Annotated in this window: 6 protein-coding genes; 1 reads left to right on the top strand and 5 read right to left on the bottom strand. The window is 45.6% G+C overall.

Annotation, left to right across the window (positions count from 1 at the left end; all coding sequences use genetic code 11):
- The 3 genes from V6C93_RS15865 to V6C93_RS15855 all read right to left on the bottom strand — a co-directional run.
- Positions 1–2,214, bottom strand: a 2,214-nt coding sequence (locus V6C93_RS15865; RefSeq protein ID WP_333477638.1) for a hypothetical protein, incomplete at its 3' end; no start/stop codon positions are given.
- Entirely contained in the window at positions 2,211–2,558 is a 348-nt protein-coding gene (locus V6C93_RS15860) for a hypothetical protein (RefSeq protein ID WP_333477637.1), read from the bottom strand. The genes V6C93_RS15860 and V6C93_RS15865, both read right to left, overlap by 4 nt.
- Before the next feature lie 20 nt (positions 2,559–2,578).
- The gene (locus V6C93_RS15855) at positions 2,579–3,148 is read right to left on the bottom strand and encodes a hypothetical protein (protein WP_333477636.1); all 570 of its coding nucleotides are present in this window, start codon (positions 3,146–3,148) and stop codon (positions 2,579–2,581) included.
- Positions 3,149–3,675: 527 nt separating this feature from the next.
- Here V6C93_RS15855 and V6C93_RS15850 point away from each other — a divergent pair.
- Positions 3,676–4,422, top strand: coding sequence for a HAMP domain-containing sensor histidine kinase (locus V6C93_RS15850; RefSeq protein ID WP_333477635.1), 747 nt, complete (start codon positions 3,676–3,678; stop codon positions 4,420–4,422).
- Between the two features lie 42 nt (positions 4,423–4,464).
- On the opposite strand, the gene V6C93_RS15845 is transcribed toward V6C93_RS15850, so the two are convergent.
- Positions 4,465–5,172, bottom strand: coding sequence for a tyrosine-type recombinase/integrase (locus tag V6C93_RS15845; protein ID WP_333477634.1), 708 nt, complete (start codon positions 5,170–5,172; stop codon positions 4,465–4,467).
- Positions 5,169–5,556: Tn3 family transposase (locus V6C93_RS15840; RefSeq protein WP_333477633.1), on the bottom strand; the 388-nt coding region annotated here is incomplete at its 5' end. The genes V6C93_RS15845 and V6C93_RS15840, both read right to left, overlap by 4 nt.

Genomic DNA, 5,556 nt, shown 5'->3' with positions numbered 1-5,556 from the left:
TGAGAGAATGGCGGCATCCTCATCATTAGAAAGGTTGCGTAGTGCAAAGACTAAAAGCCTTGCATCACTCCGGAAGGTAGAGGGCTGACTAATCGCTTTACCAATTCGGCTGGATAACCAGAACCGCAAACGCAACTTGATCTGCTGCATCGCTGCTTGGATATCCCCACTAACTGAGTCGAGGCGTAATCGTTCGTAGGAGCAGTAGCTTAAGAAGTCGCTAAGAGTAGGCATCGTTGCCCACAGATCCGTGCCAAATCCGTTGGTGAAGGCTTGGGCGTAGCGATCGCGGATTTGTTCGTCACCGAAGAAGGCTTCTATTGCTAAAGTAAGGATTGAACGCACCGTGTCAGAGAACGTTCGCTCTTTTGCAACCTCACCCTTACCTTGCCCGACCACCATTGCCATAAGTGCCGAGGTAAGAAAGTCCTTATAATCTTCAAAGCGCTCTCGCTGTAGCTTTGGGTCGAGCGATCGCAAGTCAGGCAGCTCGAAGAGGTTTGAACTTTCCTTGCCCACGTCAAAATACGCCCCATCTGACCCCAGAAAAGAGGTGTAATCGGTGAAAGTGCTACTCCCATCGGGCTTGGGATAATCCATCGCCACCACAGGCATTCCCTGTGCCAGGGCTTGGGTGAGGATACCAGCCGCTACCACCGATTTACCACTTCGAGTCGTACCGAATAGCCCAAGGTTCTTGTGCGCCGTGTAGAGGTTAAGAAATACTGGTGTACCACCTTCTTCTGCAATCAATTCAAAACCTCTATCGTCTCCGCTACGGGTACGAACCAAGGGCATTAGTCCAGGGGCTTCGCCACTTAAATAAACCTGCCGCCGATTAAAAGGAGTCGCAAGTAGCCGCTCCCAAACAATCGGGAAGGTTTGCAACCAAATCCGCCACGGGTACTCAGTCTCGCGCACTACCCAGGCAGGGCGCAAAAAAAGTGATTGCAGATAGCGACAAGCATCATCCAGAAGACTTCGAGTCGGACGGTGAACCAAAAACACTACTGCCGCGTAGAGAGGAACTGCTCCCTCATATAACTCCTCCTGAGCCGCTACTGACTTTTTGATATTCAGCATCGACTTGACATCAATCGAGTTTTTCTCAGATGCTAAAGTTGCCGACAGATTCGCCTGCTTAGTCAGGCGTTGCATATTAGTTTTCACCAAAGCTTCATTCGCTTTTGTGAGCTGACAGAAAATCTCCGTGTCATAAATACGCTCCCGCGCCATGACTTCCCAGAGGTAGCGCATTTGCGACTCTTTGTCCAACCAACCTCCTGGCTTATCAACAAACGTCATCGCCCCAATGTATTCGCGCTTGAGGTTGACCCATTGGCGATCGGCAACAGGTACAGACTCATCCTTCTCCATCAGGAGCGTCAGGGGCGAGACTTCTGAGTAAACCTCCTCCCGTAATCCCGACTGGTCTAAAATCAGTAACTGAGGAATTGAAACAGCCGGGGTGTTATTGAAGCGTTGCCAGAGACTTGACCACAACTCCTCTTCGTTTAGGGGACGAATATCTAGCCCCATTTTGTTGGATAGCAGTTGCTCCCACATCTGGAAGCCATCGGTAAAAGCTGAGTACAATAGCTGTTCAACACGAACAAACTGCAACTCATTTAATTCACCCGTGAAAGACTTCCACCAGCGCTCGCCACGAGCCAATAATTTCTCAATGGCATCGGCACTGCCAAAAGTACCAGGCTCCACTGTGTAAGTAACATACAGTCTCAAGGACTTGGGCTTGCGTAACCCTTGGCGGGTCAACTCTCTGGTACGCGCTCGGTCAGCCATCAGCAGATACCGCAACTCATCGCTACTTTGCATCTCAAGCAATTGTTTTAATTCAGCTTGACGCGCCGTATCCTCGGTAAAGGAACTTAAGTGGATGGTCAGTTGTTCTCCAGTCGGAAAGTCTTTGAGTCCAGCTTCGAGGGCATCGAAAATCGGGTCAATTTGTTCTTTTCGCAAAGTTGAGTGAATCCCTTTACACTCAAAGCCGAATTGCACCATGAAGCTGTTGTCGCCCTTGCGTAAGACATATCCTCCAACTCTTCTGGCATTTAATTCAATGCGGAGCATACTCACTAATTGGAAGGCATCTTCAAGCGGACTGATGCGAACAGTTTGCTCACCGTTATCAACCCGACGCTCACCAATTTTGGATTTTTGTTTTTGTTGTGTCGGTTTTGCCTTAGTTTTCACTGTTTCTTCACCGCCTTATACTCGGTGTTTTTACCCGAACTTACCGAACGTTCTGAAAGAATTCGCTGATAGCGTCCATAGCCCCGCCCCCAAGTGGGGGTCGGTATAAACTTAGAAAGAAACCGCCAAGCCTTAGAACCAGTCAACACCCACCAAGTGGATATGCCCCAAGCTGCTAGAAGCCCTGTCCAGAGCCAGCTAAACCCTGCAAGCACATGGAACAAGTAGTAGGAAACTCCGCAAATCACCGTCCAAGGGAGAAACTGATCGGCGGGGAAAGGTCCAATATTCGGGTGCTTTCCCAGGCTGGCGTTAACCTTGCGAAACTTGGTTTGGTTTTCCATGCCGTAAATAGCTATCTCCACTAGGGCGTAGCACCGCCACCGCCGATAATCAAACCCGTAAGAACTTCTGCTACCGTCACGGCAATCACGATGATCAAGGGGGTACGTGCCAAAGTTTGCCAATCCTCATCGTTCCGTGCTGCCTGAACCACTTTGACCAGGGAAATCCCTAAGTAAACCAGAAATAATCCTCGCAACACGTTGAAAACGAGGGGAATTACTTCAGCCGCTTGAGGAAACTGCCCTGCCATCCATGTTTGAGCTCCCTGAAAAAACTGAGCCGAAGCGGGTCTTGCCATGCAATCTAATAGGAAAAGTGCTGCTACCAAGACAAACACTATGCTAGGCAGTTTGTAGCGTCGATTAACAACGCCAACCCATTTGAATAAACCGCTCAACTCATCCTTCCAAATCAGCACGGCTGTCCCAGTTACACCAAGTAGAAGTGCCCCAAAGCTGAGTAAGCTTGCACTTACTATCATGTCTACTAACAGTAAAAATGCGGCAACAACCATCAAGACTGACACTGATAGTTGATTTGGAGAGGCACGGAATAAACGTTTTTTGCTTCTACCTATTACGAGAGCCATTGCTTTTTTCTTTGATTCAATGTAATTATTACTAGGACGAGGTGAGAAGTAGCTACTCCTTATTTGATAACCTATTTAACAACAAACTAGTTCCTTCGTCCGAAATAAACTAAGAGTTAGAGGACAATAATTAACAATGTTAATACGTGGATTTTTATTGTAAATACAGGTTTTTAGAAATTAATAGTGTTTCCCTCTATCTCTAGGTAGAGGGAGAGTTATTGATACAATTAATTTGACCTATTTGTGGAAAAAAATTTTACTTAAGCCTGATAAATCTGGAGAAACGCTAATCCTTGTTAAGCTAGATAAAATATTGTTAGAATTTATGTGGGACAGACTCAAGTATTGAAAAAATCAAGAAGCGGCTTGCCCTTATGGACATCTATAGCCAAAATTCAGGGGTTTCATTGAGTTTAGTTGGAATACAAAAGCCTTCTATAAAGCCGAACAGTAATTCGGTCAATCTATCAGAAAAAGTCTTAAACAATCGGCAATGTGGATGCAGAACCGATTTAGAAGAACAAATGCCCGAGGACTGGAAAGATGATTTAATCAACTTAATGACTAGCCTCGGTCACGATTTACGAATGCCGCTCACTACCATTAGCTTGGCAGCAAGAGTGGTGGAAATAGCAATCCAGGAACTCGTGGCAATTCAGCCTGAGTCAGTTGCGGCTCTGAAGCTAAATAAGTACCTAGAAATCCTAAAATCAGAGTCTAATGGGGCTATTCACCTTGTAGACACTGTGTTGAATCTGCCGAAGCTAGTTGAGGAAAGCCACAGGGAACTTGCCTTGGTGGAAATATCCCCCTGGATTTCAAAGATTACCAATCCCTTTGTTCCCAGATGTTGCGCTAACGGACAATCCCTTTCAATCAACATTCTTAGTCAAGAGCAATCCGTTGCCCTAGAGCAAGTTAATTATCTTGAATTAATACTTACTGAGTTACTCAATAATGCCTGTAAGTACACTCCAACTGGAGGAGACATTACGGTTAATGTCAGCAAAAAGGAGATAAATCTTCTAGTATTTTCGGTTAGTAGTTCTGGGATTTCTATTCCACCAGACCAGCTTTCCAAAATCTTTGAGAAGTACCATCGGTGGGAAACCGCCGACTCTAAAAATCAAGGACGTGAAGGGCTGGGACTGTACCTAATCAAAAAGTTCACCAAGTTAATTGGGGGAGAGATTACAGTCAACTGTACTACAGAACCGCCAACTACAAGCTTCTCTCTAGCTATTCCAATTTCTTGCGCTCAATTGGCGTAAAGCTAGGGAAGCTGTCAAAACGGCAAAGTAGCTAAAACCAAGTCAGACAGGGAATTTCCCCATAACTTGGTCATAAACCTCCTGAGCTTCCCCAATACTCAAGCGTGAATAGATCTCCAGAGACTGCCGGGAAGAATGCCCTGAATAAGGTTGAATTAAAGCATCATCAATTCCTTGTTTCTTCAGCCAAGTCAGGAGACAGTGACGTAGTTGATGAGGAGATATCGATTTGTCTAGTCCGGCGGCCTCTGCATATTTAGCCAGAATCTTGCGAATCCCTCGGTCAGTATACTTGCGTTTCCAAGATGATTCAAACAAATAAGTCGCTGATAATTGTTCCATGCGGTCAACGTGCATTGCTAAAACTTCCTTAAACGCTACAGGAAACGGAACAATTCGGTCTTTACCTCCCTTGCCAGAGTTAATCCGAATCTGACAACGTTCAAAATCCACATCTTTGAGCTGAATGTTGACTAGTTCGCTGACTCGCACTCCCGTATAAAGTAGGGTTTTAATCAGTACCACATCCTGTACGTTGCGAGTTTTCCAAACAGCTTGGTAGTAGCGCTGCATCTCTTCTGATGTAGGAACAGACGGTAATTTCTTCCCCTCTTTAGGAACCGAGATTTCTAACTCTTCTCGCAGGTAGCGAAACACGCTTTTCAAATAGTTATAGCCGGGTTGTTCGCTCCGAAGTAACTTAGCGATCTCTTTGGCTTTTTTAGGAGCGGAAGTACGAGTCTTCTTCATCCAAGCACCTCCAGTTCTAGTGGCTCAATCGGCAATCGCTGATTCATGTCCAATCGGAAAGTTCCGTAGGGATTGACATGACCATAAATCAGAGGAGTCAATGCCCGTCGCTCATTTTTAGTCAGCCGTTTTTTCCAACTGGAGTCTTGGAGAACTTGTTGCAACATTAAGGTATTGATATAGACCAGACATACTTGCAATAAATGCAGAGATAAGATAGCAAGTAACTGTTCAGAAGGCTGATTAGTAGCAATTTCTCCACTCTTCCCGTAGAAAATAAAGTTATTAGTACTGTTCCAGTTCTCAACCACATTCAGCCCCTCATTGATTTCCCGACGCAACTCTTCTGAATGCAAGTAGCGACACAAAAAGATGGTCTTGATT

The organism is Allocoleopsis sp. (assembly GCF_036703385.1).
In the GTDB taxonomy this organism is placed as follows: domain Bacteria; phylum Cyanobacteriota; class Cyanobacteriia; order Cyanobacteriales; family Coleofasciculaceae; genus Allocoleopsis.
The sequence above is the reverse complement of the archived record's forward strand: the minus strand, read 5'-3'. Positions and strand labels throughout refer to the sequence as shown.

Excerpts from the sequence above, each read along its gene's own strand:
- V6C93_RS15860 (WP_333477637.1), bottom strand. The coding sequence starts at position 2,558 with ATGGAAAACCAAACCAAGTTTCGCAAGGTTAACGCCAGCCTGGGAAAG.
- V6C93_RS15855 (WP_333477636.1), bottom strand. The coding sequence starts at position 3,148 with ATGGCTCTCGTAATAGGTAGAAGCAAAAAACGTTTATTCCGTGCCTCT.
- V6C93_RS15850 (WP_333477635.1), top strand. The coding sequence starts at position 3,676 with ATGCCCGAGGACTGGAAAGATGATTTAATCAACTTAATGACTAGCCTC.
- V6C93_RS15845 (WP_333477634.1), bottom strand. The coding sequence starts at position 5,172 with ATGAAGAAGACTCGTACTTCCGCTCCTAAAAAAGCCAAAGAGATCGCT.